The organism is Pseudomonas sp. MWU12-2029 (genome assembly GCF_023242425.1).
In the GTDB taxonomy this organism is placed as follows: domain Bacteria; phylum Pseudomonadota; class Gammaproteobacteria; order Pseudomonadales; family Pseudomonadaceae; genus Aquipseudomonas; species Aquipseudomonas kribbensis.
This window is the reverse complement of the sequence record NZ_JALJDY010000001.1, coordinates 499,691-526,595: the sequence shown is the minus strand read 5'-3', so window position 1 is coordinate 526,595 and position 26,905 is coordinate 499,691. Positions and strand designations below refer to the sequence as shown.

Below are 26,905 nucleotides of genomic sequence, written 5' to 3'. Positions count from 1 at the left end.
CAGCAGGTGCAGTGATGGCAGACGAAGAAAAGAAAGAGAAAACCTCGGTGCTGCTGACAGGCATCGATGAACTGTCGCCCAAACTCGGCGCCCTGCGAGTAAAGGTCGAGAGTTTCAAGAAAAACCTCGAACAGACCGGCCTCGGCAAACTGGACATCAGCGGTCTGTTCAAGGGCGGCAGCGTGATTACGCCGTTCGTGGACGGCATCAAATCCGCCGCTGCCTTTCAGGGCAAGCTGAGCGAAGTCAGCGAGACGGCGAAAACCGTGGATCTGCCCGCCGCACCGAAAGCCGCTGCGCAGAGCATGAACGTGTTCAGCGCGTCGATGGAGAAGGTTTCCACGGCGGTGAATGCCGCCCTGGTGCCGGCGGTGGGCGCGGTGGTCGTCGGACTTGAGCCGTTGATGACCGGGGTGGGCAACTTGCTCAATGACAATCCCGAGCTGGTGCAGGGCCTCGCGGCGGGAGCTATCGCGTTCTCGACGATGCAGACCGCCGTGGCCGGTGCGACTCAGGTCTTCGACGTGATGAGCATGGTGATGAAGGCCAATCCGGTCATGCTGATTGCCACCGGCATCGCCTTGGCCGCCGGTCTGATCGTGGCTTACTGGAAACCGGTCTCGACGTTTTTTATCGGGCTCTGGCAGAAAATCGCCCCGGTGGTTATGCCGATGGCCGAGTTTTTCAAGACGATGTTCAGTTACACGCCTTTGGGGATGTTGATCAGTAACTGGGGGCCGGTCACCGAGTTCTTCAGGGGATTCTGGCAAGGTCTCAAGGCCGTGGCAGTGCCCGTGATCGAGTTCTACAAATCGATGTTTGCCTGGACTCCTCTAGGGATGATCCTCAACAACTGGGGGACAATCAGCCCGATATTTGCGGCAATTTTCGGGCGCATCAAGGAAAACGTGGCCTCGACCTTCGCGGCCCTGAAGGAGGGGTTCGGCTGGACGCCACTGGGCCTGATAGTGAACAACTGGGGACCTGTCACCGGATTGTTCGCAGCCATCTGGGACTTGCTGGCAGCGCTGGTTGTGCCACTCAAGGAGACGTTGCGCGGGATCTTCAACGACTACATTCCGATGGACAGGATCAACGAACTCTGGGGCCAGGTGCCTGCGTTCTTTGCCGAGAAAACAGAATCCATTCGTGCGGTGATGATGGCGCTGGGCGCCATTTTCGGCCTGCCGTTCATGGGTTCACCGCTGGAAATGTTTGATTTGAAGTGGGCCCCGCTGACCGATCGTATCCGTGAGTTTGCGGACAAGATCGAGTCGTACATGGCGCCGATCAGGGAAATGCTTGGCGGCAGCTTCGGCGGGTTTATCACCAAGATTACCGGCAAGATCGAAGGCCTGTCCGAAGCTCAGAAAAAAACCAATGCCGAAGGCAAGGGTGAGCTGGCGCCGGCGTTCTTTGGCGGCAACAGCGAGTCAGCGTCGAATGGCTTGTCGGGCTCCGGCATTGCGCAGGATAAACCTGCTCTGCAGGGCGGCTCACTGTCGCAAACCTCCAACAGCCTGATCCAGCAAAGCGCCGCCAACAACCGCACGCAACTCGAAGGCGGCCTGACGGTGCGCTTCGAAAACGCGCCGGCGGGGCTGCGCACCGATCAACCGCAAACCAATCAACCGGGGCTGGCGCTCAGTTCGCGCATCGGCTATCGCTCGCTATCGGCAGGAGGTTCCAATGAACTGGCGTGACCGTTTGTTGCCGGCATCCTTTCGTGGTGTCGGCTTCTGGATCGACCAGGCGAAAACCCCGGTCGGTCGCAAGGGGCAGTTGCATGAATACCCGCAACGCGACCTGCCGTTTTTCGAGGATCTCGGCCAGCAAGCCAAGACCCACGACCTGACGGCGTTCATCATTGGTGCTGATTGCCTGGAGCAGCGCGACAAGCTGCTCCAGGCCCTGGAGCAGGGCAGCGGCGAACTGGTGCATCCGTGGCTGGGACGTTTGCAGGTCAAGGTCGGCGAGTGCGACATGACGCACACCCGTCAGGACGGCGGGATGGTGACCTTCAGCCTGAAGTTCTACCCGGACCGACCGCTGCCGTTTCCGACGGCGACGGTCAGCACGCAGAAAGTGCTGCTGGCCAAGGCTGACGGTTTGCTCGGCTCGGCGGTGGCGCGCTTCGAACAGGCGATGACCCTGATCAAGGCGGCGCGGATCGGCATCACCAATCTGCGCAACAGCCTCACTGGCGTGTATGACGTGATCAAGGAGCAACTCAAACCGCTGATCGCGCAATACAAGCAGATCACCGAACTGGTCAGGGCCGTCAAGGAACTGCCCAAGGAAGTGGCGGCGGAGTTCAAGGGCTTGCTCGGCGATATCAAGGAGCTGAAGGCATTCGCGAAGGAGGGCTACCGTGGCGTGATTGCCGACGTGTCCCAACAGATCGAAGCCATCCGCAAGGCCGATGCGCCGAAAATCACCACCGGCAAGGACACCAACGCCGCCGCGCAAGCGATGGCCAACCTGGTGCAGGACACCCTGATCGTGAAAGTGGCGCAGTGGGTGGCCTCGATGCCGGTGGCGTCGACACCGGTGAAACTGTCGTCGACACCTTCGCTGGACCAGCAGTCGAAACAGCCGGTCAGCCGTCAGGAAGTGCCGGTCACGGATGATCTGCAAACGCTGCAAAAAGCGTTGAACGAAGTGCTGCAAATGGCTCAGGACAAGGCCGATCCCGCGCACTACCAGGCCATCGGCGATCTGAAGGAGGCGCTGAATGGGCACTTCAAGGCTGTGGCGTCGTCCGGTGTGCGACTGGTCAGCAAGACTTTCCAGGAAACCTTTCCGGCGCTGGTCGTGGCCTACAAGCAGTTTGGCGACGCCACTCGGGTGACCGAGGTCATTCAGCGCAACGGGCTGTCTCACCCGAGCTTCCCACCCAACGAAGTCAAGGTTTCCAGGGAGTGAGCCATGAGCGAGACTGACAACCGCGTCACGCTCACCGTCGGCAACCTGGAATTCGGTGGCTGGAAAAGCGTGGAGATCACCGCGGACCTGGAGCGCCAGTTCCGCACCTTCAAACTCGATATCACCTGGCAATGGCCGGGGCAGACCGTGGATCAGCGGATCAAGGCCGGCGACCCGTGCGAAGTGCGGATCGGCCAGGATCTGGTGCTCACCGGTTATGTCTTCAAGGCCCCGATCAGTTATGACGGGCGGCAGATCAGCCTGAGCATCGAAGGCAGCTCCAAGACCCAGGATCTGGTGGATTGCGCAGCGCGAAACAACCCCGGCCAATGGCAGGATCAGTCGCTGCTGAGCATCGTCCAGGCCCTGGCCATGGAGTACGCGTTGATGGTGGTCAACGAAATTCCCGAGACCGCACGCCTGAGCAAACACACGATTGTGCCGGGTGAAACGGCGTTTCAGTCGATCGACCGTCTGCTCTCGCTGTACCGGGTGTTTTCCACCGATGACGCCGAAGGCCGGCTGGTACTCGCCAGACCGGGCAGCGGCGGCCGCGCCAGCGATGCACTGGAGCTGGGCAAGAACATTCTCTCGGCCAATGCGCCGATGGATTTCAGCCAGGTGTTTTCCGAATACCGGGTGATCGGCCAGCAGAAGGGCAACGACAAGAAGAGCGGGGCGGCGGCCAGCGAAGTGGAATCGACGGCGGCCGACCTGAGTTTCAAGCGCCGGCGTACCACGATCATCAACGAAGGCTCGCAACTGACGTTCGAACTGGCCCAGCAACGGGCGCAATGGGAGAGCGCCACACGCATGGGCCGGGCGCTGACCACGACTTATCAGGTACAGGGCTGGCGTCAGTCCAACGGTGACCTGTGGCGTCACAACACCCTGGTGCGGGTCAAGGATCCGGTGCTTGGCTTCGATGAAGACATGCTGATTTCCAAGGTGACGTACTCGCTGTCGGCGCAAGGTTCGGTGACCACCCTGCAAGTGGCGCCGCCGCATACCTTCGACGCGAACCCGACTCCCCCGAAAAAGACCTGAGCCCGACACCGCCCTCCAAGGAAAACCCTATGAGCCTACTGACACGCCTGCTGGCGCGCGGCACTGTCGTGCTCGCCAGTTCGGCCTCCAAGCTGCAATCGCTGCAAATGCGCCTTACCGCCGGTGAAGTGAACGACGACATGGAGCACTTCGAACCCTACGGCTTCACCAGCCATCCGCTGGCCGGCGCCGAGGGTGTCGTCACGTTCCTCGGCGGTGACCGTTCCCACGCCATCGCCCTGGTGGTCGCTGACCGCCGTTACCGCCTGCAATCGCTGGCGGCCGGCGAAGTGGCGATCTACACCGACGAAGGCGACAAGATCCACTTCAAGCGCGGGCGGATCATCGATATCGAAACCGCCACGCTCAACATCCGCGCCAGCACTGCCGTGAACTTCGAGACGCCGGTGATCAACCAGACCGGCAAGATCGTTTCCAAAGGCGATCAGGTGGCCGCTGGCATCAGCCAGATCAAGCACGTGCATGGCGGCGTGCAGGGCGGCAGCGGCCAGACCGGCGTGCCGGCGGGAGGTCAGTGATGCTTTTCAGTCAGAACCTTCACGCCGCGCTGACCCGTTCAGTGCTGATCAGCCTGTTCTCCTGGCGCCGTGCGGCCGACGACGATGCCCTCGACGACGAGGAGCGTTACGGCTGGTGGGGCGACACCTTTCCCACCGTGGCCGACGATCGCATCGGCTCGCGGCTGTGGCTGCTGCGTCGGGTCAAGCTGACCCGGCAGACCCAGATGGACGCCGAGTTCTATGCCCGCGAAGCCCTGCAATGGCTGATCGACGACGGCCATTGCAGCGCCATCGACATCATCAGCGAACGCCTCGACGCCCAGCGCCTGAACCTGCGTACGGTCCTGACCCTGGCCGACGGCGAACGCCTGGACATCAACCCCGATAACAGTTGGCAGGTGATCTATGCCGTTTGAAACCCCTTCGCTGCCGGTGCTGATCAAGCGCACCCAAAGCGACCTGGCCGGCGATTCGCTGCGCCAGTCCGATGCGCAAGTCCTGGCCCGCACCGTCGGTGGTGCCGCCTACGGTCTGTATGGCTACCTTGACTGGATTGCCGAGCAGATCCTGCCCGACACCGCCGACGAGTCGACTCTGGAGCGCATCGCCGCGCTGCGCCTTAACCAGCCGCGCAAACCGGCGCAAGTCGCCACCGGCAGCGTCAGTTTTACCGCAACCGCGGGCGCGGTGCTGGACGTTGATACGCTGCTGCAATCGAGCGATGGCCGTACCTACAAAGTCACCACCGCGCGCACCACCTTCAATGGCAGTAACACCACCACCATCGCGGCGCTGGATGCCGGCAGCCTCGGCAACGCCGATGCCGGACTGGCGCTGACTCCGGTGCAGCCGATTGCCGGCGTTGTCGGCAACAGCTTTGTGGTGCTGGCGCCGGGACTCAATGGCGGTGTGGCACGGGAAAGCCTGGAATCGTTACGCTCGCGAGTGATTCGTTCCTATCGCGTCATTCCCCATGGCGGCTCGGCCAGTGACTACGAAACCTGGGCGCTGGAAGTGCCGGGCGTAACCCGCGCCTGGTGCCGTGGCGGTTTTCTCGGACCGGGCACGGTCGGCGTCTACATCATGCGTGACGACGATCCGCAACCCGTGCCCACGGCCGACCAATTGGCCGAGGTGCAGGCCTACATCGAACCCTTGCGTCCGGTGACCGCCGAAGTGCATGTGCGGGCACCGGAACAGAAAGCGGTGACCTATCAGTTGAAGCTGACACCCGACACCACCGCCGTACGTGCCGCCGTCGAAACCCAGTTGCGCGATCTGCACAACCGCGAAGCCGACTTGGGTGAAGACCTGCTGATCAGCCATATCCGCGAAGCGATCAGCAGTGCGGCGGGTGAAACCGACCACGTCCTTTCGGCCCCTGTGGCGAACGTAGCCGCCGGTGACAGCGAACTGCTGACCTTCGGGGGTTGCGTATGGCTGCCATAAGAACCGCCGCGCAATACCAGGCGCAACTGCGCGCCTTGCTGCCCAGCGGCCCGGCATGGGACCCGGAGCGGGTGCCGGAGCTGGAAGAGGTGCTGCAAGGCGTCGCCGCCGAACTGGCGCGTCTCGATGCCCGCGCCGCCGACCTGCTCAACGAGATGGACCCGGCCGGCGTCAGCGAACTGGTGCCGGACTGGGAACAGGTGATGAACCTGCCCGATCCGTGCCTCGGCGCCACGCCGCTGTTCGACGACCGCCGCCTCGCCGTGCGCCGCCGCTTGCTGGCGGTCGGCAGCCAGGCCGTCGGCTACTACCTGGAAATCGCCAGAAGCCAGGGTTACCCGAACGCCACCATCACCGAATTCGAAGCCCCGCGCATGGGCCGTTCGCGTTTCGGTGCGGCGCATTGGGGCACCTGGGAAGCGCAGTTCATGTGGACGCTCAACACCGGTGGCCGCCTGCTGCTCGGACGGCGTTTCGGCGCGAGTTACTGGGGCGAACGCTTCGGCGTGAATCCGGGCTCGGCGCTTGAATGCCTGATTCACCGGGCGGCACCGGCGCACACCAGGGTGCACATCAATTATGACTAGGGAATAACGTAATGGATTATCCGAAGAGTGTGCCCAGCGCCGGTCTGGTGGATGGGAAATTTATCGATGAAAACCCGCTGACCGGGACACCGGGATCGTTGATCCCGGCGAACTGGGGCAACGGTGTCACGCAGGAAATTCTTAACGTGATCACGGCCGGGGACCTGACTCCGGACGAAAAGAAATACGATCAGTTGTTGCAGGCGATTCGCAGCGTTTCGAGCAAGGGCTGGACGCTGGATTCGGCACTGCCGATTGGCTCGTTGCCGTTGCCGACGATCGCCAGTGCAGAGGGTCGACTTTCCGTGACCGGCAGCGCGGCGGCTACCAGTGGCGGCAAGGTCACGGTTCCCCCCGGTGTGCCGGTCAGCCTGGGCCAGGAGGTTGTGGACGGTCAGTTGGGCAGGTCGCGTACTTTCACCACGCAAAGCTGGACCAGTGCAGATCTTTTACCTAACACGGGGTATTTTTTGCGTGCTCAGGTGATCGCCGGTGCACTGACGTTTTATGTGCAGCGTGGTACGCCGACTGACGCAGTGCCTGCCTCTCTCAAAGGCACCGCAGATGGGGTGGGAGGCGGCGGTTTTCCGTCTACCAGTCTGGATATGTGCGTTGCCTGGATTCTGACCGGAACCGTTGGAACCTTGCCTTCGGTTCTGACGATCTATAACCGGGCACGGCTCACCTGGAGCCAGACGGTCAATGGGACCGGCGTGATTTATCTGCCTCTGGATCCGCATGCACGAGCGGCACGACTGACGGTCGGCAATCCAACGCCGTCAGCCACGTTGGTAACGAACGTAGGGTTCTCGGAGGTCGGCTGGGTGGGGTCCAGTTACACCTTTCTTTCGCCTGGCACGCAGGCGATCTCGGGCAATCCGGCAGGATGGACCGGCAAATATCCAACCGTCATTACCACCAACAATGAGGTAGGGGATGTCACGGTATCGACATTGTCTGCCAGCTTTGATCATTCGCAACTCCGCTCGTTATGGCAGACGTTCCAGTCTCAGCATGGCCTTGGCTCCACGAGCGCATTGAAAGACGAGGCGTTGCATGGCATCGGCATCAAAAATCATCCTGTCACCGATTACACCTCGGGTATCGGGGTCAATTTCAGCAATGCCGTCAATGTTCATATTGTGTGGGAGTTGCTCCGATGAAAGTGATTCAGGACCTTCATCAGTTCGGTGACGAGTTGCGTACGCCACAACCTGCGCCCGACCACGAGTGGGACGGTCAACAGTGGGTGTCGAACCCTTTGAAACTGGCTGCACTCGAACAACAAGAGGCCGAGAGCCTTTGTTCCCGAGTCGATGCTGTCGCCGACAGTGCGCGCAGCGTGTTGGCAGGTGATCCGCTCAAGGCATTGGAGTACGCCCAGGCAGCTATTGACGCTCAGGTCTATCAGGATGCCGGCTACCCGAAAAAGGAAGTACCGCTGTCCGTTGCTGCCTGGGTCGCCAAAGGCCGGTCGGCGAAGCAGGCGGCCGAGCAGATCCTCGACAAGGCTGCCCAGCTGAGCGAAAACCTGCTGACCCTGCGAACCGTGCGCCTGAAAGCCAAGACCCAGATACGTGCGTACGCTAGCAAAAGCCAGATGGATCAGGCTCGCGCTGCCGCCGATGAGGCGCTGCAAGCCATTCGTGAACTAGTGGCGCCTCCAGCCCCGTAATCGCAGTCCGCCTTACCCAAGCCCACTTCATGTGGGCTTTTTATTTTCAGAAACTGAAATGTTTGCGCCGTTGCGAAAGTCTTCGCGCCGCCACGTTTCATTTGTCATTACAGAGGAACGAGTACCCATGGATTACCCAAAAAGTGTCCCCAGCATCGGCCTGGTCGATGGCCGCTTCGTCGATGAAAACCCGGTGGCGGGAACGCCGGGCTCGCTGATTCCGGCGGTGTGGGGCAACAGTGTCACCGAAGAGTTGCTGGGTGTGATCAAAGCGGCCGGCATGACGCCGGCCGAAGGCATCAACGATCAGTTGCTCTCGGCTTTCAAGAAGCTTCTGAGCCTGGCCAGTCCCATGACCTCGCGGGTGACGGAGGTGTCTGCCTCGAAAGCGTTGATCGCTGATGAGCTTGGGCTCGTACTGATCAGCGCCAATGCGGCTGATACCACCATTACCTTGCCGGCAGTGAGTGCGCTGGCGGGAGTACGGGATGTGATCGTCCGTCGTACCGACAACAGTGCCAACCGATTGGTGGTTCAGGCCGCCGGCAACGACCGCATAAGGTTTCACACGCATTTGTCCGCCAGCGGTTATCCGTTTCTGGTGCTGGTGGGGGCGGGTGACTGGTGGCATCTGCGCAGCGACGGTTCGGGCAACTGGTGGCCGGTCGGGCGCTTCGATACGACGCCTTTGGGGCGGATTGTGTTCGAAAGTTCGACCACCTTGAACCCCGGCGGTTATGGCGCGTTGAACGGTCGGGAATTCCTGCGCGCCGAATGGCCCTGGTTGTGGGATCACGCTGTTCAATCCGGAATGCTGCGTGCCGAAGCCAGTCGTGCTGGCGGCTGGAGCAGTGGTGACGGCATCAAGACATTCCGCGGGCCGGAGGTTCGGGGCGAATTCATCCGGGTGCTTGATGAACAACGCAACATTGATACCGGGCGAGTGGCCGGCTCCTGGCAAAACGGCACCAACATAACCGGTGATAACGGATACGCGCCGGCCGTTCACGGGATCGGCGACCTTTCGACGGTCGGAACCGATCCGACAACGTTCGCGGGTCTGGTTTATTGGACCGGTGCTACGACGGCGGAAAATCTGGTGAGTGGCTATTGGGGGATGACCCGTCCCAGAAACGTTGCGTACCCCGGTCGATTGAAACTTATTTGAGGTGCATATGGCTTATTACTATGTGAATGAAAGAACGCAGGAGTTGAACGGCCCGGTCGAGTTGCCGGTCATCCCGGGCATGGGTGTCGTTCTTCCGGGCAACGCTATCGAATTGCCCGAGGTGCTGCCACCGGCCGAGTCGGGTCATGTCTGGGTGTGGCGTGACGGAGCGGCGTTGCAACTGATCGATTTGCGCAACCGACCGGTCTATCGCAAAGACAACGGCAACTTTTTCTACTGGAACGAACTGGGCCCGTTGCCCGAGTACCTGACGCTCAAACCGCGCCCGAGCGAGTTTTATGTCTGGGGCACCGATGACTGGGTCCTGGATGTCGCGGCGGAGCGCGCGGGTAAAGTCGCCGAGGCTGACGTCGAGCGTGACAATCGCCTGCGTGAAGTGGTCATTCGTGTCGCACCGCTGCAATACGCCTATGAGTTGGGCGAGGCTTCCAACGAACAGTTGACCGCTCTGCAGGCGTGGAAACGCTACACCGTGAAGCTGGCGCAGATTGAGTTGCAAACGGATTATCCGTTGACCATCGACTGGCCTGTAGCACCGGCCAAAGCGACTGTTTCGCCTGCTGCCTGATTGAACCTATCCCTTATCAATCTCACAGGCGGACGATTGCTGCCGGCATCCGGCTGCCTGTAGAACCTCGGAAGTGCTGACGTGGACTATCCAAAAAGCATCCCCGGCGTCGGCCTGGTCGACGGTGGTTTTATCGATGAAAACCCCGTTGCCGGCACGCCCGGGTCGTTGATCCCCGCCGCCTGGGGCAACAGTGTCACGCAAGAAATTCTCAACGCCATCAAGGCGGCCGGGCTGACGCCGGACGAGAGCAAAACCAATCAACTGGCCACGGCCATCGGTGCGCTGGTCGACTTCACCAAACTGAAGAACACCCCGACCACCCTGGCCGGTTACGGCATCACCGATGCGGTCGGGCGACTGCTGGCGGTCCGGCAGATCGAGACGGTCGGGATCACGGTTTACAAGCCGAACCCGAGGGCCAAGCGGATACGCGTGCGGTTGGTCGGGGCGGGTGGTTCGGGTGGCGGCTGCGAACCTGTTCCGGCGGGTACCCAGATCCTCGGCGGTGGCGGCGGGTCTGGTGCGTATGCGGAAAGCCTGTATGACGTCACCGCACAAATGCTCGCCGGCGTACCGGTTTCGCTGGGCGCCGGAGGCGCCGTCAGCAACACCACGGGCCTTGCGGGCGGCGGAGCCTCCTTTGGTAGCTACATGAGTGTTTCGGGAGGCGGTGGCGGGCAGAAACTGGGGATCGTGGTCACAGGCACTTCGTCAGGATTCATTCAGGGCGGGGTAGGTGGGTTGCTGACTGGCGGCAATCTCTGCAGCGCTCGCGGTATCACCGGAGGTTTTGGAATGAGCAACGCCAATTGGGGGGTGCTGTCGGGTTGCGGAGCTCCGAGTCCGTTCGACGGCGGCGGCTCTTTCAGCGGGTCAAACACCGTTGGCAATGCAGGTGTTCGAGGCTCGGGCGGCAGTGGCTCCTGCTCGATTCACGCTACTGCGTCAATCGTAAGCGGCGCCGGCGGCAATGCCTTCTGTGAAATCTGGGAGTACGAGTGATGGCCCGTTATGCACGTATTGAAAACGGTGTCGCGGTCGAAGTGATCGACACCGGTGACTACGCGATCGAGCAACTGTTTGCGCCGGCGTTCGTCGCGGCGATGGTGCAGGTGCCCGAAGGTGCTGATGTTGAAATCGACGCGCCGATGTCTGAGTTGATGCCCGCTGTCGAGCCTCTGCGCGAACCGCCAGGTCCTGAAATCGCTCAGGCTGCAACGGTCGAGGACAACGAGTCTTTGACGGCTGCGCGCGCCTGGCGCCAATCCGCACTTGCGGCCACCGAATGGCGGGTCACCCGCCATCGCGATGAGCAGGAGCTGGGGCGTGGGACAACGCTCAAGGCCCAGCAATACCTGGAGCTGCTCGAGTACCGCCAGGCATTGCGCGACTGGCCCGATTCCGGCGCATTCCCGTCATCCGTTTCTCGGCCATCAGCGCCGCAGTGGCTGGCCAACCCAATTGGCTGAAGCCGTCACGCTACCCATGTTTTCAGATAAGGAGATAAGCCTTGGACTATCCCAAGAGTGTTCCCAGCGCAGGTCTGGTGAACGGACAGTTTGTCGATGAAGACCCGCTCAAAGGCTCGCCGGGTTCATTGATCCCGGCGAGCTGGGGCAATGGTGTCACGCAGGAAATTCTTGGTGTTGTGCGTGCGGGCGGCCTGACGCCGAGTGAGGCGTCAAATACTCAATTGTTGGGTGCTCTTCGCGGTTCTCAACTGTTCCAGACCGCTGCGCCATTCGATGTCAGTCGTTCGGCGGCGACGTCCGAGTTTGTTCAGCGAGCACTTGGCAACTATGCCAGCGCGCGCGGTGTGTCTGCGGCCACGCAACTGACGGCTGCGGATGTCGGATGTTCAATCGGCCTGGGTGGCAATTCGTCATACACCGTGACCTTGCCGGACATCCTCAGTGTGCCCAACGGCGCGACGATCGGCTTTCACTGTCGCAGCAACGCAGCGATCACCATTGCCTGCATGGGCAGTACGCAGATAAGCCCGCAAGGCGCTTATCTGAGTTCGATTGTGATGAACAGTGGCGAGAGTGCCAACGTTGTCAAAGAGAACGGTATCTGGACGGTACACGGTACGGCCAGTCTGAAATATGCCCCACTGTTTTCCGGCCTGGTGGCCAATCCCGGTTATCAAAAGCACCTCAGTGGGAATATCGATCAGTGGGGCTCAGGTATGTCGAATGCCAGCGGGAATGTCGTGGTGACGTTTCCGATCTCGTTTCCCAGGGGATTCTTTTCGCTCGTGGCCACTCACGCCGGAGGTGATGCAGCGATGCTCGCGTTGATTGCAGTCAACCAACAGGGCTGCACGCTGAGAATCCGTGATGCGGCCGGCAGCCTCGCCGCCAATTGTTCCGTGAGCTATTTTGCAAAGGGCTATTGAATGAACCCCTTCAACGTGTTGTTCAGCGCCAGTACCCGGGGCGCCTATGTACCGGGTATCAACTCGTCGGACATTCCCGACGATGTCATCGAAATTCCTCAGGCCTACTGGACTTCGCTCCTGCAAGAGTTGGCGGTCACTGCGAAGGTGATTGGCGTGCGGGCCGATAACGGTTTTCCGATCCTGGTTGATCCACCACCGCCGACGGCAGACGAAGCCGCTGACATCGAACGCCGCTGGCGCACCGCACAACTGGCAGCCACCGATGGTCTGGTGGCCCGCGACCGCGATGAGCTGGAGGATGGCGGCGGCACCACACTGACCACCGAGCAATATGCCGAACTGCAAACATTTCGGCGCGCGCTGCGGGACTGGCCACAGGCTTCGTTTTTCCCGTTCAGCGAGCATCGTCCGGTGGCGCCGCGCTGGTTGGCAACGGCACTCTAATGGATCAGGGAAACTGAAATGGACTATCCGAAAAGCGTTCCCGGCATCGGGCTGGTGAACGGCAAGTTCGTCAATGAAGACGTGGTCGGCGGGTTGCCGGGATCGCTGATCCCCGCGACCTGGGGCAATGGCATCACCGATGAGCTGCTGAATGTCGTCAAGTCTGCCGGACTCGAACCCAGCGAAAACGATGCGACGCAGTTGTTGCTGGCGATCAGGAAAATCAGCCAGAGCGGTGAAGATAAACACGCAGCGGATATTGGCGCTGCCAACCTTTACATGGCCAATTATGTGCCGGCCATCAGTGCGTTGAAGGACGGGCTGACGCTGCGCTTCACGGCAGGCAATGCCAATACCGGAGCGAGCACTTTTGCGCCGAATGGTCTTCTGCCCAAACCGCTATTGAGTCTGGCGTTGAGTGCGTTGCGACCTGCGGAGATTGTTGGTGGCAGCATGTGTTCGGTGATGTACAGCGCAGCGCGGGACAGCTGGTTGCTGGTATATGCCAGCGGTGGCAACGCAACCAGTGGCCGCTTGTTGAATGTAAAAACCTTCACTGCATCCGGTGTCTATGTACCGACGGCGGGAATGAAAAATGTGCTGGTCAAGGTCGTTGGCGGTGGCGGTGGAAGCGCGGGCGTCAGTCCGGCGACTTCCACTCAGTATGGTGTTTCCGGTGGCGGCGCTTCTGGAAGTTATGCCGAGGCATGGCTGGATGCGAAAACGATCGGCATCAGCCAAGTGATCACCGTAGGGATCTCTGGAGCGGCAGGTGCCATTGCGAGCAGTGGAGCAAGCGGCGGGACAAGTTCCTTCGGCTCGCTGGTCAGTGCTCCGGGAGGTGGTGCGTCGCCCTGGATCGATCTGGTTTCACCGGGGGGTAATGGCCTGTATTTCGGCGGTACACCAGGCGCCGTCGCTTCCGGAGGGAACATCGTCAACTGTGCCGGCACGTCTGGTGCGCCGGGCATCTCGGTTGCAGGCCCTACGCTCGCTGGACATGGTGCCAGTTCGCCGCTGGGCGCAGGAGGAACGGGCAACAGTTTCGGCGGCCCGACAAGCGTCGGAACCGGTTACGGTGCTGGCGGCGGCGGAGTTGCCAATGCCCCGAACCAGCCGGGACGATCCGGTTCAGCCGGCGCGCCCGGCGTCGTGATCATTTACGAGTACGCCTGATGAAAACCTACGCACGCATCGTCAACGACACGGTGGTCGAACTGTTCTCGACCGACGGAAACATGGTCGAGATGTTTCACCCGGATCTGCTCTGGGTCGATATCACCGAGATCACTCCAGCACCACAAATCGACTGGTCGGCGAACTTCGGCACCCTCGGCTGGGTGTTTTCGTCGCAAGAAGACAGTGCCCCTGATGGCGCCCTGAAAACCCTGGCAAAGAAATGGCTGACCGGATTCGGTCGCCAGCCGTGATTCAATCGGCGCAATCCAGGGAGGATCAAGCATTATGCAAATCACTGAAAACAACCTCAGCAACATCATGCCCAACGCCCGCTCCCAAGCGGGCGTTTTTGTTTCACCGCTCAACGACGCCATGGCGCGTCATCGCATCGATACGCCCAAGCGCGTTGCTGCGTTTCTCGCCCAGGTCGGCCATGAATCCGGGCAGTTGCGCTACGTGCGCGAACTGGGCGACAACCAGTATCTGAGCAAGTACGACACGGGGACGCTGGCCCTGCGCCTGGGCAACACGCCGGAAGCCGATGGCGACGGGCAGAAGTATCGCGGTCGCGGACTTATTCAAATCACCGGCTGCACCAACTATCGCCAGTGCAGTCTTGGGCTGTTTGGCGATGAGCGTCTGCTGTCGTTGCCTGAATTGCTCGAGCAACCGCAGTGGGCGGCGGAGTCCGCCGCGTGGTTCTGGGAACAGAACGGTTTGAACGAACTGGCGGACCGCGATCAGTTCAACACCATCACCCGTCGAATCAACGGCGGGTTGAACGGCTTGCAGGATCGCCTGGATCTCTGGGCTCGGGCGAGGGCGGTGCTATGTCCATCTCCTGGCGTGTAACCGGTGTTGTATTGCTGGTTCTGGGGGCTGCCGCGCTGGCATGGCAATTCCAGGACTGGCGCTACGGTCGCCAACTGGCCGAGCAGGCCCGACAGCATGCCGAAACCCTCAACCAACTGACTCAGGCTGCTGCCTCGGCGCAGCAGGCCGAGCAGGACAAGCGTCTGGCCCTGGAGCAACGGCTCGCGGCCAGTGAACAAACCCACTATCGAGCACTCAGTGATGCCCAACGTGATCAGGATCGCCTGCGCGATCGCCTTGCCACTGCTGATCTGCGCCTGTCAGTCCTCATCGACGCAGGCGACGCTGCCCAAGGCTGCGGTGTGCCAGCCGCCTCCGGCACCGGCGGCGTGGATCATGCAACCGTACGCGCCCGACTTGACCCGGCGCATGCTCAACGAATTATCGCCATCACCGGTGAAGGCGATCGCGGACTGATTGCCCTGCAGGCGTGTCAGGCCTATATCAGAGCGCTGGCGCCCGCACATTTTGAATGAGTCTGTGTATTGAAAGCGCAACCGGCTCGTGTACGGTGGTAGGCATTCCATCCGATCCGGAGAGTGCCGTGAAAGACCTCACCCAACTGGCGGCCGAACTTGGCCGACGCCTGCAGTTGCTCAATGCCCACGTCACCACTGCCGAGTCCTGCACCGGTGGCGGCATCGCTGAAGCGATTACCCGGATCCCGGGGAGCTCCGCCTGGTTCGAGGCCGGTTATGTGACCTACTCCAACCGCCAGAAAACCCAGCAACTGAACGTGCCCGCCGAACTGTTCGGGACGGTGGGCGCAGTCAGTCGCGAGGTGGTCGAGGCGATGGTGCGCGGTGCGCAGAAACACAGCCGTGCGCGGTTCGCCGTGGCGGTCAGCGGTATCGCCGGGCCGGACGGCGGCTCGCCGAACAAGCCGGTGGGCACGGTGTGGCTGGCCTGGGGTGTCGGCGACGCGGTTTCCAGCGAGGTGCAGCACTTCCCCGGCAACCGCGACGAAGTCCGCCGACAAACGGTGAAGGCCGCGCTAGAGGGGCTCCTGCGACTAGCGGCACGAGAAATCGAAAATCAGGGGTAGGCGATCCGCGAACGCTGTGGAATAATACTGGCTACTTATACAGGTGTTGGCCGTCAGGCCTTATTGATTACGTGAGGACTTTAATGGACGACAACAAGAAGAAAGCCTTGGCTGCGGCCCTGGGTCAGATCGAACGTCAATTCGGCAAGGGTGCCGTGATGCGTATGGGCGATCAGGACCGTCAGGCGATCCCGGCCATTTCCACCGGCTCTCTGGGTCTGGACATCGCGCTCGGCATCGGCGGCCTGCCAAAAGGCCGTATTGTTGAAATCTACGGTCCTGAATCTTCCGGTAAAACCACACTGACGCTGTCCGTGATCGCCCAGGCCCAGAAGGCCGGCGCGACCTGCGCATTCGTCGACGCCGAACACGCCCTCGACCCTGAGTACGCCGGCAAACTGGGCGTCAACGTCGACGACCTGCTGGTTTCCCAGCCGGACACCGGCGAGCAGGCCCTGGAAATCACCGACATGCTGGTGCGCTCCAACGCTGTTGACGTGATCATCGTCGACTCCGTGGCGGCACTGGTGCCGAAGGCTGAAATCGAAGGCGAAATGGGTGACATGCACGTGGGCCTGCAAGCCCGTCTGATGTCCCAGGCGCTGCGTAAGATCACCGGTAACATCAAGAACGCCAACTGCCTGGTGATCTTCATCAACCAGATCCGCATGAAGATCGGCGTGATGTTCGGCAGCCCGGAAACCACCACCGGTGGTAACGCGCTGAAGTTCTACGCTTCGGTCCGTCTCGACATCCGCCGTACCGGCGCGGTGAAGGAAGGCGACGAAGTGGTCGGCAGCGAAACCCGCGTCAAGGTTGTGAAGAACAAGGTGGCTTCGCCGTTCCGTCAGGCCGAGTTCCAGATTCTCTACGGCAAGGGTATCTACCTGAACGGCGAGATGATCGACCTGGGCGTGCTGCACGGTTTCGTCGAGAAGTCCGGCGCCTGGTACGCCTATGAAGGCACCAAGATCGGTCAGGGCAAGGCCAACTCGGCCAAGTTCCTGGCAGACAACCCGGAAGTCGCGGCGAAGCTCGAGAAGCAACTGCGTGACAAGCTGCTGTCGCCAGCCGTGATCGCTGACTCCAAGGCTTCTGCGGTCACAGAGACCGAAGACGACCTGGCTGACGCTGACATCTGATTGCACCGATGACAACCGCCGTACTCGATACCCTCGTCGCGGTGCGGCGAACCGCAATGGACCTGCTCGCACGCCGCGAGCATGGTCGAGTCGAGCTGACGCGTAAACTGCGTCAGCGCGGCGCTCCACCCGAAATGATCGAAACAGCCCTCGACCGATTGACGGAAGAAGGGCTGCTTTCCGAAGCCCGTTATCTGGAAAGCTTTGTTTCTTACCGAGCCCGCTCAGGTTATGGCCCGTTACGGATTCGTGAGGAACTCAGTCAGCGCGGATTGCAGCGTGCCGATATCGAACTTGCCTTGCGTGAGAGCGGTATCAACTGGCAGGAGCAACTGACAGACACGTGGCAACGGAAGTTCTCTGGACAGCTTCCCGCCGACGCCAAGGAACGAGCCAGACAAGGCCGGTTTCTGGCGTATCGGGGGTTCTCGATGGAGATGATCAACCGCTTGTTCAGCGGCAGAGGGATGGACGATTAAATCGGTTCCAGCTTCAATCAAAAAATAAAAAAGCGGCCCGCTATTTCGATAGCGGGCCGCTTTTTTTTTGCCTTCAGATTACCTTCGACGGTTCGCGGGAGGGTTGCGCCGTTTGTGGTCTGGATTGGGCCCAGTTCTCCGGCAAGTTGATGAAGTCCACCAGTTCCCGCAGGCGCCCATGGTCCCGGGCGTTGAAGGCGAAGGACAGTCGCGCCAGATGGCTGAATTGCGCCTCGTCGTGCTCCTCACCGCTATAGGCGTGTTGATGGAACCGGTCGCTCAGGCACAGATCGGCGAAGGCTTCCTGCATGTGGTCCAGTGCCCGGTCGCTGAGCCTGTGGTTCATGCGAATCACGAACTGCCGTTTGAGCCAGCGGCTGGAGTGGAAGTTGCCGTAGAACTGATTGATCTGTTCCACCGCCTCTTCAACGCTGTAGACCAGACGCATCAACTTCAGGTCGGTTGGCAGGATGTAACGGTTGTCCTCCAGTTGCTGGCGAATGAAATCCAGCGCCCCTTGCCAGAACGTGCCGCCCGGCGCGTCCAGCAGCACCACCGGCACCAGCGGGCTTTTGCCGGTCTGGATCAGGGTCAGCACTTCCAGCGCTTCGTCCAGCGTACCGAAACCACCGGGGCACAGCACCAGTGCGTCGGCCTCCTTGACGAAGAACAGTTTGCGCGTAAAGAAAAAATGGAATGGCAGCAGGTTCCCGGTGCCGTCCACGGTAGGGTTGGCGTGCTGTTCGAAGGGCAGGGTGATGTTGAACCCAAGGCTGTGATCGCGGCCGGCTCCTTCATGGGCGGCGGCCATGATTCCACCACCGGCACCAGTGATGACCATCATGTCTGACCGGGCCAGGGCTGCGCCCAGTTCACGGGCCATGGCGTACAGCGGATGCTCGACGGGCGTGCGCGCCGAGCCGAATACGGTAACCTTGCGCCGGCCCTTGAACTGTTCGAGCGTGCGAAACGCCTGTTCCAGTTCACGCAGGGCTTGCAGGGTGATCTTGGCATTCCAGCGGTTGTGATCTTCCTGGGCCATGCGCAGCACGGTCAGGATCATGTCGCGGTAGATGGGAATGTTCGGGCTGTTGGGGGAAACCAGGTTGAGTTGTTCTTCGACCTTGCCGGTGAGGTCGTGGCCGCTTTCCTGAAAATGACGGCTGAGCAGGTCATTCGGTTGGTAAGGCATGCAACTTCTCCTTCTGCACAGAGCCTTCGGCCCTGACGTGCGGCGTCAGTGCCGCGCTGCAAGAAAAACAAACGTCCGGCAGCTCCTTTCCTGCCGTTGATAAAATGATCGGGAATACTTTGAATCTAGACCCTCAAAGCATTTCTCGCTCATTGAGCATTGCGCCACAAAGTCTTGCCTGGCAACTGCTTATTGTCGTTTTGCGAAGTGCTTTCACCGCTCGTCCGATGGCGCACCGAGGGCAAAATGCTCTGATTTACTAAGTTAAAGGCGCCGTACGACAACTTTGCGTCAGCGAGCGTACGCAAGGTGCACGCGATTCAAGGATTTGCGGGTGGCAAGGAGGCGGGACACATGACCAGAGTCATTCTGGAGATCGATACGCAGCTGTATCGAATGTTGAAGGCATCGGCCGAGACCAATCATGTCAGTCTCGAAGAGGAGTGCTGCCGGCGTCTTTCGGGAGGAGAGCGCCGCTCGCGCTATCTGCAGGCGTTGCTGGCCGAACTGCGCGCCGAGGATGAACAGCGGCGCGCCAATTCTCGTTGATTACTTCTTCTTCGTCGGACCCGCTTTCGGGCAGTCCGATTCCTGATAGCTGGCCGAACCGATCGCCCGGTTGGTCTTCACTTCGCTGAAGTCATAACGCATCACGGCGCCCTTGGCCATCAGCTTGCGGTACGACGGGTTGTTGCAGACCGAAGCCCCCAGCTGGAAATACACGGCCTTGGGGTCGGCGCGCATCTTCTCGGCATGGCTTGCCTGGACGCTCAGGTGGTTGATCAGCGTGGTGCCTTCAACGGTGTAACCCTGATCGAGGATGTCTTCGTTGATCGCCCGTGGTGTACCGACGCTGCTTTGTGCTGCGACGTTTTGCAGCTCTTTGTTCAGGTTCTGCTCTTTCAGGGACGCAGCCTGTGCGCTGAAGGACAACGCCAGCGCAATGGCCGCAGTAGGAACGATAAGGCGCAGCATGAAACTCTCCTGATTCAGTGACTGGTGGTTCGACCAGCCCCGGGGCTGTGCGTTCAGTGGCGGCGAATTATAGGGGAGCCGGTCGGGAGGGTACAGGCTTGTGCCCGTTGCTCTGATAAACTGCCGGCCTTTATTGCCTTGCCGAGAGTTGTTCGTGTCGAGTTTTCCTGTCAGTCGGCGTCACCCGCAATGAACCATGCCCCCAACGCCGTGGCCCGCCTGCGCGATCAGCGCGAGGACGAGGGCATCAAGCCGATTCAGGCCCGTGGTTTCCGCTCCGAGCGTTGCCGCGACTGCCGGGTCATCATCAGTCATTGCCTGTGCGCCTGGCGCCCGACCGTTGAAACCCGCTCCGGTGTCTGTCTGATCATGACCGGCAAGGAAGTGTTCAAGCCAAGCAACACCGGCTGGTTGATCGCCGACATCGTGCGGGACAATCACGCCTTCATCTGGTCGCGGACCGAACCCGACGAGCAACTGCTGGCGCTGCTGAACGACCCGCAATGGCAGCCGTATCTGGTGTTTCCCGGCGAGTACGTCGAGCCTTCGCGAGTGACCAACACCGTGGATCTCGACAGCAGCAAGCGTCCGCTGTTCATTCTGCTGGACGCGACCTGGACCGAGGCGCGCAAGATCTTCCGCAAGAGCCCGTACTTCGATCGCCTGCCGATCCTCAGTCTGTTGCCCGACAAACTGTCGCGTTATCGCCTGCGCCGTTCGACCCGCAGCGAGCACCTGTGCACCGCCGAAGTCGCGGCGCTGTGCCTGGAACTGGCGGGTGATACGGATGCCGCCTCGGCGCTGGACGCCTATTTCGATGTGTTCAGCCAGCATTACCTGGGCGCCAAGCAGCAGCTTGAGGTGAATGTGTCGACACCGGCCCATGCCGAGTTGCTGCCTTTTATAGCCAACCCGCAGCCGGTGCCGGCCTGATCCTGGCCCATACTGCTAAAGCAGTGGCCGTGTTGCTTGACCACCCCGGCTTCGCTGGGCATGCTTGGCGCCGATTGGGGTGCGGCCAAGGTTTGAAACGCCGTTTTGTCCGTGATTGGCGTTGAACGTGCCCCTGTGGATGCCGCTGCACAAGCGCCGGCATCTTGATTTGCCTTGGTGAGCCCCGAATGCATCGGGTCTGCCATCAAAAACAGGATCATTTGAAAAATGGCCACATACGACATCCTGATTGCCGATGATCACCCTCTTTTTCGTAGCGCACTGCATCAAGCGGTGACGATGGGCCTTGGTCCGGATGTACGAATGGTGGAGGTGGCGAGCATCGCCGAGCTGGAGGCGCGCCTGACCGAGAAGGCCGACTGGGATCTGGTGCTGCTGGACCTGAACATGCCGGGCGCTTTCGGGTTCTCCGGGCTGGTGATGCTGCGCGGTCAGTACCCGCAGATTCCGGTGGTGATGGTTTCGGCGCAGGAAGAAGCTTCGGTGATGGTCAAGTCGCGGGAGTTCGGTGCCAGCGGATTCATTCCCAAGTCGAGCGACTTGAGCGTGATTCAGGAAGCGGTGCGCAAAGTGCTGGACGGCGACGTGTTCTGGCCGCCACAGGCGTTCGAAGCCGTCAGCGTTTCGGATGAAGCCAAAGCCGCAAGCGATGGCCTGGCGAGCCTGACGCCGCAGCAGTTCCGGGTGTTGACCATGGTCTGTGAAGGCCTGCTCAACAAGCAGATTGCCTATGAGTTGAGTGTGTCGGAAGCGACCATCAAGGCCCACGTCACGGCGATCTTTCGCAAGTTGAACGTGCGGACTCGCACCCAGGCGGCTTTACTCTTGCAACAACTTGAGTCAATTCCAAGCCAGTAAAGGCTGGCGTCTTCACGCTTTTTTGACTTTCGTTGAACTAGCTTCCCCACTTCTTTTTGGTCGGTTGTTTACTTTATGTCACCTTTCAAGGGCCAGACGGGCCTGAAACGCATCCTCAACGCTTCCGGTTACTCGCTGGACGGCCTGCGCGCAGCCTTCACCGGCGAAGCGGCGTTCCGTCAGCTGGTGCTGCTCAACGTGGTGCTGATTCCGCTGACGTTCTTCCTGAATGTCAGCCGTGTCGAGCAGGCGTTGCTGATTGCCGTGTGCCTGCTGGCGCTGATCGTCGAGCTGTTGAACTCTGCGGTGGAGGCGGCCATCGACCGCATTTCCCTGGAACTGCACCCGCTGTCCAAGAACGCCAAGGACATGGGCAGCGCCGCGCAATTCGTGGCACTGAGCATGATTGCCCTGGTGTGGGCGGTGATTCTGCTTTAAGCGATTGTCGGCAGGACGATCTCGTCGCTGCGCTGGACCCCGGCGGTGAAGGCGCGGCACAGATCGAGAAACTCGCGCATGGCGGAAGTCTGGTACTTCTGTTTATGCCAGATGAAGTAGAACTGCCGCGCCAGATCCAGATCCGGCGTTTCCACCGGTACCAGACTGCCGCGCCGGAAGGCATCACGCAGTGCCAGACGCGAGATGCAGCCAATCCCCAGACCAGATTCCACGGCGCGCTTGATCGCTTCCGTGTGTTCCAGTTCCAGACGAATATTCAGCGCACTGCGATGGTGACGCATGGCCTGATCGAAGGTCAGGCGGGTACCGGAGCCTTGTTCGCGCAGAATCCATGCTTCGTGGGTCAACTCCTCCATGGTCGCGCTGCCGCGTTTGGCCAGTGGATGCTGCGGGGCGCAGAACACCACCAGTTCATCCTCGACCCAGCTCTGCACTTCGATGTCCGGGTGGCTGCAATCGCCTTCGATTAGACCCAGATCAATTTCGTAATGCGCCACTTGTTGCACGATATTGGCAGTGTTCTGCACGTGCAGCTTCACCTGGCTTTCCGGGTGACGTTGCATGAAGCCGCCGATCAGCAACGTCGCCAGGTAATTGCCGATGGTCAGGGTCGCGCCCACCGACAGCGAGCCGAAACCGGATTTGCCGTTGAGCAGGTCTTCGATTTCCTTGGCCTGATCGAGCATGGCCACCGCTTGCGGCAACAATTGTTTGCCGAGGGCGTTGAGGCTCAGGCGTTTGCCGGCGCGATCGAACAGCTGGCAGCTGGACTGACGCTCCAGTTCGGTGATGGAAGTGCTGGCGGCCGATTGCGACAGGTTGAGCAGACCCGCAGCACGGGACACGCTCTCCTGCTGGGCGACAGCGACGAAGACTTGCAGTTGACGAAGAGTAAATCGCATATCGATATAACCGATAACCCTTATCTTAATAATCCAGTTAACAGATATTGTCGGCGCTATTAGAATGCGATGCAATTGCGCACCGTCGGCATCCTTCAACGCGAGCCGGGCAAGCGCAGATCAATCTCCAGGAGTCCCACGTACATGAGCAACATGAACCACGAGCGTGTCCTCAGTGTTCATCACTGGAACGACACTCTGTTCAGCTTCAAGTGCACCCGCGATCCGGGCCTGCGCTTCGAGAACGGTCAGTTCGTGATGATCGGCCTGCAACAGCCAAACGGCCGCCCGCTTATGCGCGCTTACTCGATCGCCAGCCCGAACTGGGAAGAGCATCTCGAGTTCTTCAGCATCAAGGTGCCTGATGGTCCGCTGACCTCCCAGTTGCAGCACCTGAAGGAAGGCGACGAGATCATCATCTCGAAGAAACCTACCGGCACCCTCGTTCTGGACGACCTGAACCCGGGCAAGCACCTGTACCTGCTGAGCACCGGCACCGGTCTGGCGCCGTTCATGAGCGTGATCCAGGACCCTGAAACCTACGAGCGCTTCGAGAAAGTGATCCTGGTTCACGGCGTTCGTTACGTCAACGAAGTCGCCTACCGCGAATTCATCACCGAGCACCTGCCGCAGAACGAATTCTTCGGCGAGGCGCTGCGTGACAAGCTGATCTACTACCCGACCGTGACCCGCGAACCGTTCGAGAATCAGGGCCGTCTGACCGACCTGATGCGCAGCGGCAAGCTGTTCAGCGACATCGGCCTGCCACCGATCAACCCGCAGGACGACCGCGCGATGATCTGCGGCAGCCCGAGCATGCTCGACGAGACCAGCGAAGTGCTCGACAGCTTCGGCCTGAAGATCTCGGCCCGTATGCGCGAGCCGGGTGATTACCTGATCGAGCGTGCATTCGTCGAGAAGTAATCCCGACGATGCCAACAGAAAAGCCCGCGTTGCCTGAGGAGGCAGCGCGGGCTTTTTCGTTTCCGGGGATCACGCTTCGGCGGGGATGACTTCCAGGACACGGATCTGCTCCGGTGTCGGGTAATGCCAACGCACGTCCAGATCCCAGAACTGCGCGCCGTATTCGCGTTCGGGCGCGGGCGTCTGATACGCCGGGCGCGGATCCTGGGCCAGGCATTGCTCGATCAGCTCGACCAGCGGCTCGGCAAGGCGCTGAGCGTGGGTGTGGGCCTGTTGCAGCGCCGCGTCCGTCCACTGCACGTCGATCAGTTGCGGCGCGGCACTGGCGATGCTGTTGGAGGCGTCAGCGATGATGTCGGCGTAGGGCACGTAGGGTTTGATATCGAGAATCGGCGTGCCGTCCAGCAGGTCGATGCCGGAGATGAACAGGCGATTGGCCTCGACCTTGTCCAGTTTCACCACCGACTGACCGATGCCGTTTGGCCGGTGAGTGGCGCGAGTGGCGAACACGCCCATGGACTTGTTGCCGCCCAGACGGGGAGGGCGGACTTTGAGTCGAGGCTTGTCTTCCAGCGCCTGATGGAACAGGAACAGCAGCCAGACGTGACTGACCTGCTCCAGTCCCTGCACCGCATCGCCCTGGTCGAACGGTGCCACCAGCTCCAGCACGCCACGGGCGGCGGGAGCCAGTTGCGGCTGGCGCGGGATGGCGAACTTCTCCTTGAAGCAGGAGCGGACGAAGCCGATGGGGGAGACGCTGTAAGTCATGGTTTGCATTCGAAACGGAGCAGGGCGGGCATGATAACCCGGCAGGCTTCAAGACTGCTGGTGTCAGACCTGGCCTCTTCGCGAGCAAGCTCGCTCCCACAGGGAAACGCATTCCAAGTGTGGGAGCGAGCTTGCTCGCGAAGGCCGGATCGCCGACCTAAAGACTGAACCCGCCATCCAGCGGAATCACATTACCGGTCATGTAGGCTCCGGCGGTACTCGCCAGGCTGATCGCCAGCGCCGCCATTTCTTCCTCGCGGCCCCAGCGTTTCATCGGGATCAGCGCGGTGTCTTCGGCCAGTGCCTGCTGGTCGTTGCCAATGTGCTGGGTCATCTTGCTCGGGAAGCGGCCCGGCGCGATGACGTTGACGTTGATGTGCTGGCTCACCAGTTCCCGGGCGAGAATCCGCGACAGTTGGTGCAGGGCCGCTTTGCTCGGCCCATAGGCGTAGGCCTGCTCGCCGAACGAAGAAATCCCCGCCACCGAGCCGATGTTGATGATCCGCGCCGGATTCGCTGCCGAGCCGGCCTTGCGTAGCAGCGGCAGGAATTGCTGGATGCAACTGAACACCGAAGTCACGTTGAGCTGCATGACCTTCTCCCAGCCTTTGACCGGGTAGCTCTCCAGCGGCGCGCCCCAGGTGGTGCCGGCGTTGTTTACCAGAATGTCCAGATGAGTGATCTGCTCGCCCAGTCGGGCAGCCAGCTCTTTTACGCCTTCTTCAGTCGCCAGATTCGCCGCCACGCCATGACAAATGCCCAAGGCACCGAGTTCTTCAGCGGTTTGATGGCAGGCTTCTGCGTCACGGGAGCAGACGTACACACGGGCGCCGGCCTCGACATAGGCCTTGGCGATCATTTTGCCGATACCACGGGTGCCGCCTGTCACCAGGGCGGTGCGGCCTTGCAGGGAGAAGTACGGGTGCATGGCGAATCCTGAGGGCTAGGGTTCAGTACACCCTAGTCGCCGGCTGCGAAAAGCGGAGCCACTATTTTTCGAGGGAATGGAGGGCCATGCATGAAAACGGCGACCGAAGTCGCCGTTTTTTCAAGGATCAGCCGCGAATGCGCAGCGTGAGGCCCTTGAGGAAGTTACGCAGCAACTGGTCGCCGCACGGGCGGTAGTTGGTGTGGCCGACCTTGCGGAACAGCGCGCTCAGCTCAGGCTTGGACACCGGGAAATCGGCAGCCTTGAGGATCGTGTGCATGTCGTCTTCTTTCAGTTCGAAGGCCACACGCAGCTTTTTCAGAATGATGTTGTTGGTCACCGGGACTTCGATCGGCTGCGGCGGACGGCTTTCGTCCTTGCCGCGCTTGAAGATCACCAGACCGTCGAGGAAGTGCGCGATGACTTCGTCCGGGCAGCGCACGAAACCTTCTTCGTCTTCTTCTTTCTTGTCGAGATACGTCACGACATCAGCCAACGTGACGTCCATGCCACCGAGTTTGATGATTTCGACGACTTTCTTGTCGCTGATGTCGAGCATGTAGCGCACGCTGCGCAATACGTCGTTATGAACCATGTTTGCAATCCTGATCGTTCGCTGTGGGCACCGCGCAGGCGCGATGCCGGAATGTGTGGTGGCAACGGAGGCCTTAGAACTTCTCTTTGCCGGACAAGTAGCGCCATTGGCCGGCCGGCACCTTGCCGATCGATACGCCGCCGATGCGGATACGGCGGATGCCGACCACCTTCAGGCCGACCGCTTCGCAGAACTGGGCGATGATCCCCGGCTGCGGGTTCTTCATGGCGAAGCGCAGGCGGTTTTCGTTCTGCCAGCTGGCCTTGACCGGCGGCAGCTCCTTGCCCTTGTGGGTGAGGCCATGCTGCAGGCGATTGAGGCCGTGGGCGACCATCTCGCCTTCGACTTCGACCACGTATTCCTGCTCGATCTTGGCCGCATCGGCGGTGAGCTTGCGCAACACCTTCCAGTCCTGGGTGAACACCAGCAGGCCGCTGGCCTTGGGTTGCAGGTCGGCGCTGGCGGTCAGGCGCAGGAAGTGCCCGCGCAGCGGTCGCTTGCCGTAGCGGTGTTCTTCGCTGAGGGTGTCGGCGCTCAGCGACTGCATCGCGGTGTCGACATCCATGCCCGCCGGCACGTTGAGCAGGATGGTCACCGGCTCCGGCGCGGTGGCCTTGGCGTCCTTGTCGAGCTCGACTTTCTGGTCGCCGACCTTGAACTGCGGCTCGTCGATGACCTCGCCGTCCACGGTGACCCAGCCGCCCTCGATGAACAGCTCGGCCTCCCGGCGGGAGCAACCGACCAGTTCGATGAGGCGTTTGGAGAGGCGAATCGGGTCAGTCATGACAGGGCCGTAACAAAAAAGGGGTGGGCATTGTACCTG

At 60.9% G+C, this 26,905-nt stretch carries 34 protein-coding genes; 27 read left to right on the top strand and 7 right to left on the bottom strand.

Annotation, left to right across the window (positions count from 1 at the left end; all coding sequences use genetic code 11):
• The first annotated feature begins 14 nt into the window (after positions 1–14).
• From M5B44_RS02575 to recX, 22 genes are all read left to right on the top strand, one after another.
• The gene (locus M5B44_RS02575) at positions 15–1,703 is read left to right on the top strand and encodes a phage tail protein (RefSeq protein WP_248738148.1); all 1,689 of its coding nucleotides are present in this window, start codon (positions 15–17) and stop codon (positions 1,701–1,703) included.
• A complete protein-coding gene (locus M5B44_RS02570) occupies positions 1,690–2,925 on the top strand; it encodes a DNA circularization protein (protein ID WP_248738147.1) in 1,236 nt (411 codons plus the stop codon). The genes M5B44_RS02575 and M5B44_RS02570 overlap by 14 nt, the downstream gene beginning before the upstream one ends.
• 3 nt (positions 2,926–2,928) lie before the next feature.
• Positions 2,929–3,972: a phage baseplate assembly protein gene (locus tag M5B44_RS02565; protein ID WP_134825675.1), complete on the top strand. Its 1,044-nt coding sequence runs from the start codon at positions 2,929–2,931 to the stop codon at positions 3,970–3,972.
• Between the two features lie 29 nt (positions 3,973–4,001).
• Complete coding sequence (locus M5B44_RS02560) at positions 4,002–4,511, top strand: phage baseplate assembly protein V (protein WP_248738146.1); 510 nt, start codon at positions 4,002–4,004, stop codon at positions 4,509–4,511.
• The gene (locus M5B44_RS02555) at positions 4,511–4,909 is read left to right on the top strand and encodes a phage GP46 family protein (protein ID WP_096819584.1); all 399 of its coding nucleotides are present in this window, start codon (positions 4,511–4,513) and stop codon (positions 4,907–4,909) included. Before M5B44_RS02560 ends, M5B44_RS02555 begins: the two co-directional genes overlap by 1 nt.
• A complete protein-coding gene (locus tag M5B44_RS02550) occupies positions 4,899–5,942 on the top strand; it encodes a baseplate J/gp47 family protein (RefSeq protein ID WP_248738145.1) in 1,044 nt (347 codons plus the stop codon). The genes M5B44_RS02555 and M5B44_RS02550 overlap by 11 nt, the downstream gene beginning before the upstream one ends.
• Positions 5,930–6,529 carry a YmfQ family protein gene (locus M5B44_RS02545; RefSeq protein ID WP_248738144.1) on the top strand — a complete coding sequence of 200 codons (600 nt, stop codon included), beginning with the start codon at positions 5,930–5,932 and terminating at the stop codon, positions 6,527–6,529. The genes M5B44_RS02550 and M5B44_RS02545 overlap by 13 nt, the downstream gene beginning before the upstream one ends.
• An 11-nt stretch (positions 6,530–6,540) precedes the next feature.
• Positions 6,541–7,692, top strand: coding sequence for a phage tail protein (locus M5B44_RS02540; RefSeq protein ID WP_248738143.1), 1,152 nt, complete (start codon positions 6,541–6,543; stop codon positions 7,690–7,692).
• Complete coding sequence (locus M5B44_RS02535) at positions 7,689–8,204, top strand: phage tail protein (protein ID WP_248738142.1); 516 nt, start codon at positions 7,689–7,691, stop codon at positions 8,202–8,204. The genes M5B44_RS02540 and M5B44_RS02535 overlap by 4 nt, the downstream gene beginning before the upstream one ends.
• A 127-nt stretch (positions 8,205–8,331) precedes the next feature.
• On the top strand, positions 8,332–9,372 hold the full coding sequence (locus M5B44_RS02530) for a phage tail protein (RefSeq protein WP_248738141.1): 1,041 nt from the start codon (positions 8,332–8,334) through the stop codon (positions 9,370–9,372).
• Between the two features lie 7 nt (positions 9,373–9,379).
• On the top strand, positions 9,380–9,961 hold the full coding sequence (locus M5B44_RS02525) for a tail fiber assembly protein (RefSeq protein WP_248738140.1): 582 nt from the start codon (positions 9,380–9,382) through the stop codon (positions 9,959–9,961).
• An 81-nt stretch (positions 9,962–10,042) separates the two neighbouring features.
• Complete coding sequence (locus M5B44_RS02520; RefSeq protein WP_248738139.1) at positions 10,043–10,966, top strand: hypothetical protein; 924 nt, start codon at positions 10,043–10,045, stop codon at positions 10,964–10,966.
• Positions 10,966–11,433 (top strand): phage tail assembly chaperone, encoded by a 468-nt coding sequence (locus tag M5B44_RS02515; RefSeq protein WP_248738138.1) that lies wholly within the window; start codon positions 10,966–10,968, stop codon positions 11,431–11,433. The genes M5B44_RS02520 and M5B44_RS02515 overlap by 1 nt, the downstream gene beginning before the upstream one ends.
• 41 nt (positions 11,434–11,474) lie before the next feature.
• Positions 11,475–12,362 (top strand): phage tail protein, encoded by an 888-nt coding sequence (locus M5B44_RS02510; RefSeq protein ID WP_134825685.1) that lies wholly within the window; start codon positions 11,475–11,477, stop codon positions 12,360–12,362.
• Positions 12,363–12,809 carry a phage tail assembly chaperone gene (locus tag M5B44_RS02505; RefSeq protein WP_248738137.1) on the top strand — a complete coding sequence of 149 codons (447 nt, stop codon included), beginning with the start codon at positions 12,363–12,365 and terminating at the stop codon, positions 12,807–12,809.
• An 18-nt stretch (positions 12,810–12,827) separates the two neighbouring features.
• Complete coding sequence (locus M5B44_RS02500) at positions 12,828–13,985, top strand: hypothetical protein (protein WP_134825687.1); 1,158 nt, start codon at positions 12,828–12,830, stop codon at positions 13,983–13,985.
• Positions 13,985–14,239: a hypothetical protein gene (locus M5B44_RS02495; protein ID WP_085729862.1), complete on the top strand. Its 255-nt coding sequence runs from the start codon at positions 13,985–13,987 to the stop codon at positions 14,237–14,239. Before M5B44_RS02500 ends, M5B44_RS02495 begins: the two co-directional genes overlap by 1 nt.
• A gap of 34 nt (positions 14,240–14,273) precedes the next feature.
• Positions 14,274–14,840 (top strand): glycoside hydrolase family 19 protein, encoded by a 567-nt coding sequence (locus tag M5B44_RS02490; RefSeq protein WP_248738136.1) that lies wholly within the window; start codon positions 14,274–14,276, stop codon positions 14,838–14,840.
• The gene (locus tag M5B44_RS02485; RefSeq protein ID WP_248738135.1) at positions 14,819–15,337 is read left to right on the top strand and encodes a lysis system i-spanin subunit Rz; all 519 of its coding nucleotides are present in this window, start codon (positions 14,819–14,821) and stop codon (positions 15,335–15,337) included. The genes M5B44_RS02490 and M5B44_RS02485 overlap by 22 nt, the downstream gene beginning before the upstream one ends.
• Positions 15,338–15,405: 68 nt before the next feature.
• The gene (locus tag M5B44_RS02480; protein WP_085712897.1) at positions 15,406–15,906 is read left to right on the top strand and encodes a CinA family protein; all 501 of its coding nucleotides are present in this window, start codon (positions 15,406–15,408) and stop codon (positions 15,904–15,906) included.
• 83 nt (positions 15,907–15,989) lie between these two features.
• On the top strand, positions 15,990–17,048 hold the full coding sequence (recA, locus tag M5B44_RS02475; RefSeq protein WP_085712898.1) for a recombinase RecA: 1,059 nt from the start codon (positions 15,990–15,992) through the stop codon (positions 17,046–17,048).
• Positions 17,049–17,056: 8 nt separating this feature from the next.
• Complete coding sequence (gene recX / locus M5B44_RS02470) at positions 17,057–17,527, top strand: recombination regulator RecX (RefSeq protein ID WP_085712899.1); 471 nt, start codon at positions 17,057–17,059, stop codon at positions 17,525–17,527.
• 73 nt (positions 17,528–17,600) lie between these two features.
• Here the strand turns inward: recX and M5B44_RS02465 are convergent, their stop codons facing one another.
• A complete protein-coding gene (locus tag M5B44_RS02465; protein WP_248738134.1) occupies positions 17,601–18,719 on the bottom strand; it encodes a TIGR00730 family Rossman fold protein in 1,119 nt (372 codons plus the stop codon).
• A gap of 354 nt (positions 18,720–19,073) precedes the next feature.
• Here M5B44_RS02465 and M5B44_RS02460 point away from each other — a divergent pair, with 354 nt between their 5' ends.
• Entirely contained in the window at positions 19,074–19,268 is a 195-nt protein-coding gene (locus M5B44_RS02460; RefSeq protein WP_085712901.1) for a hypothetical protein, read from the top strand.
• On the opposite strand, the gene M5B44_RS02455 is transcribed toward M5B44_RS02460, so the two are convergent.
• Entirely contained in the window at positions 19,269–19,694 is a 426-nt protein-coding gene (locus tag M5B44_RS02455; RefSeq protein ID WP_248738133.1) for a PA3611 family quorum-sensing-regulated virulence factor, read from the bottom strand.
• Positions 19,695–19,883: 189 nt separating this feature from the next.
• On the opposite strand from M5B44_RS02455, the gene M5B44_RS02450 reads away from it, so the two are divergent.
• The 3 genes from M5B44_RS02450 (at position 19,884) to M5B44_RS02440 (ending at position 21,944) form a co-directional block, all read left to right on the top strand.
• A complete protein-coding gene (locus M5B44_RS02450; protein ID WP_085712903.1) occupies positions 19,884–20,627 on the top strand; it encodes a tRNA-uridine aminocarboxypropyltransferase in 744 nt (247 codons plus the stop codon).
• A gap of 228 nt (positions 20,628–20,855) precedes the next feature.
• Complete coding sequence (erdR, locus tag M5B44_RS02445) at positions 20,856–21,506, top strand: response regulator transcription factor ErdR (protein WP_085647827.1); 651 nt, start codon at positions 20,856–20,858, stop codon at positions 21,504–21,506.
• Positions 21,507–21,581: 75 nt separating this feature from the next.
• The gene (locus M5B44_RS02440) at positions 21,582–21,944 is read left to right on the top strand and encodes a diacylglycerol kinase (RefSeq protein ID WP_003222276.1); all 363 of its coding nucleotides are present in this window, start codon (positions 21,582–21,584) and stop codon (positions 21,942–21,944) included.
• Here the strand turns inward: M5B44_RS02440 and M5B44_RS02435 are convergent.
• Positions 21,941–22,867 carry a LysR family transcriptional regulator gene (locus M5B44_RS02435; protein ID WP_085712905.1) on the bottom strand — a complete coding sequence of 309 codons (927 nt, stop codon included), beginning with the start codon at positions 22,865–22,867 and terminating at the stop codon, positions 21,941–21,943. The two genes, M5B44_RS02440 and M5B44_RS02435, sit on opposite strands and share 4 nt — an antisense overlap.
• A gap of 144 nt (positions 22,868–23,011) precedes the next feature.
• Between M5B44_RS02435 and fpr the strand changes: the two genes are divergently transcribed.
• Entirely contained in the window at positions 23,012–23,791 is a 780-nt protein-coding gene (gene fpr, locus M5B44_RS02430) for a ferredoxin-NADP reductase (protein ID WP_003222277.1), read from the top strand.
• A 69-nt stretch (positions 23,792–23,860) separates the two neighbouring features.
• Here the strand turns inward: fpr and tsaA are convergent, their stop codons facing one another.
• From tsaA to M5B44_RS02410, 4 genes are all read right to left on the bottom strand, one after another.
• Positions 23,861–24,559, bottom strand: coding sequence for a tRNA (N6-threonylcarbamoyladenosine(37)-N6)-methyltransferase TrmO (tsaA, locus tag M5B44_RS02425; protein ID WP_248738132.1), 699 nt, complete (start codon positions 24,557–24,559; stop codon positions 23,861–23,863).
• Positions 24,560–24,716: 157 nt separating this feature from the next.
• Positions 24,717–25,487 carry an SDR family oxidoreductase gene (locus M5B44_RS02420; protein WP_248738131.1) on the bottom strand — a complete coding sequence of 257 codons (771 nt, stop codon included), beginning with the start codon at positions 25,485–25,487 and terminating at the stop codon, positions 24,717–24,719.
• A gap of 127 nt (positions 25,488–25,614) precedes the next feature.
• Positions 25,615–26,082 carry a DUF1456 family protein gene (locus M5B44_RS02415; protein ID WP_248738130.1) on the bottom strand — a complete coding sequence of 156 codons (468 nt, stop codon included), beginning with the start codon at positions 26,080–26,082 and terminating at the stop codon, positions 25,615–25,617.
• Positions 26,083–26,155: 73 nt separating this feature from the next.
• A complete protein-coding gene (locus M5B44_RS02410; RefSeq protein ID WP_134825697.1) occupies positions 26,156–26,866 on the bottom strand; it encodes an rRNA pseudouridine synthase in 711 nt (236 codons plus the stop codon).
• Positions 26,867–26,905: the final 39 nt, after the last annotated feature.